The following is a 1,619-nucleotide window of genomic DNA, read 5'->3' as shown; positions in this document are numbered from 1 at the left end:
AGCGGTGGCTGTCAAGCTAGTTGTCGCCTAAACTGCTAAGCAGCTCTTCGTTCCTGGCGCCGCAATGCGGCGTCAGATTTCGATGGATTCAAATGCACCGCGTCGATGCGGTCCCAGTCGCGGATGCCAGCGCTCCATCGGTTAGGGTTGCGCAAGCGTGCGGCGGCGTATACCTGTTTTCGATTCTTCAAGATGTCTACATCCAGTCCGGCGTGGCGCTGTGCGGGTGTGACAAAACCGATGCCACTGTGCCGGTGTTCTTCGTTGTACCAATGCACAAATTCTCCGACCCACGCGCGGGCCTGCGTCAGGTCCGCAAACGGTTTGCGTGGATACGTTGGATGACACTTGAGTGTCCTGAATTGCGACTCCGAAAACGGGTTGTCATTGCTGACGGCAGGTCGACTTAAGGAGCGCGCGACGCCTAGCTCTTGCATCATGGCGAGCATTGATGCGCCCTTCATTGGGTTACCGTTGTCAGAGTGGAGCACCACCTGGCCACGTTGGATCTTTTCGCGCGCGCAAACATCGCGCAGGACGTCGGCCGCCAGGTCGCTTAATTCGTTCTCGTAGACAGCCCAGCCGACAGCCTTGCGACTGAAAATGTCGAGGAAAAGGTACAGATAATAGTGACGTCCTCGCACAGTCGTCGGCAGATAGGTGATGTCCCAGCTATAGAGCTGGTTCGGTGCCGTGGCACACAAGGGCTCGGGCTTTTTCCAGACAGGTGCGCTTGAGCGCGCCCGATGCTTGATTTGGCCAGCGCTTCTCAGGACGCGGTAGAAGGTCGACTCGCTGGCGATGTACTGCCCACGATCGGCCAGCTGGGGCACGATCTGGCATGGCGACTGGTGGCCAAACTCTGCGGAATTGGCAAGCTTCAGGATGCGCTGACGCTCAAGATCCGATAACCGGTTCGGTGGCGACTGCACGCGCAGCGGCCTGCGGTCACCTTGATCCGGGGAATTACGCCAGCGCTGCACTGTTCGCTCCGGCAAGCCAATGATTTCACATGCGCGCGACTGGCGCGCACCTGCGTCAACGGCCTCTTTGATCAAGTTCAGCGTTTCGATGCGCACTGCAAGCGGGATCAATCTTCCCCGTCCGCCCACAGTGCTTGGAACTTTTTTTGCAGCACCAGCAAGGCAGCCGCTTCCGCCAGCGCCCTCTCTTTGCGCTGCAGTTCCTTCTTAAGCTTTGCATTTTCTTTGGTCAAAGCGAGCGCCGACGGCGCTTTCGACGGTGCCTTGTCGGTAGCACAAAACGCTGCCCGCCATTCCTCAAGATGGTGCGGGAACAAGCCGCGCTCGCGGCACCACGCACGCAACTCTTCCTCGTTCAACCCATGCGTTTCCAGCAGCGCTTGAAACTGCTCCTCGCGCCGCCATTCGTGCGCACGTCTCTCTTTATCGACCACGTCAGACCTGATTACTGTATGAACTTTCAACCATCGCTTCACAGTCTCGAACTTCACGTCGAGCTCTTCGGCGACCGAACGTATTGTCCGGCCGCCGCGTGAGTGGACCTTTACCAAGGCTTGTTCGATGAATTCTGCAGAATACTTCACTTGTGCGCCTCCTGTTAAAAAAGGAGGCGACAACTAGTCTGACACAGGGGGG

At 57.9% G+C, this 1,619-nt stretch carries 1 pseudogene; it reads right to left on the bottom strand.

The features are described from left to right. Positions 1–35 precede the first annotated feature (35 nt). Positions 36–1,600, bottom strand: a pseudogene (locus NX778_RS24500) (IS3 family transposase). Positions 1,601–1,619: the final 19 nt, after the last annotated feature.

The sequence above is a fragment of the Massilia terrae genome, from assembly GCF_024753145.1.
Lineage (GTDB): Bacteria > Pseudomonadota > Gammaproteobacteria > Burkholderiales > Burkholderiaceae_D > Telluria > Telluria terrae.
Note: the sequence above shows the minus strand (reverse complement) of the source record. Positions and strands in the feature narration are given on the sequence as shown.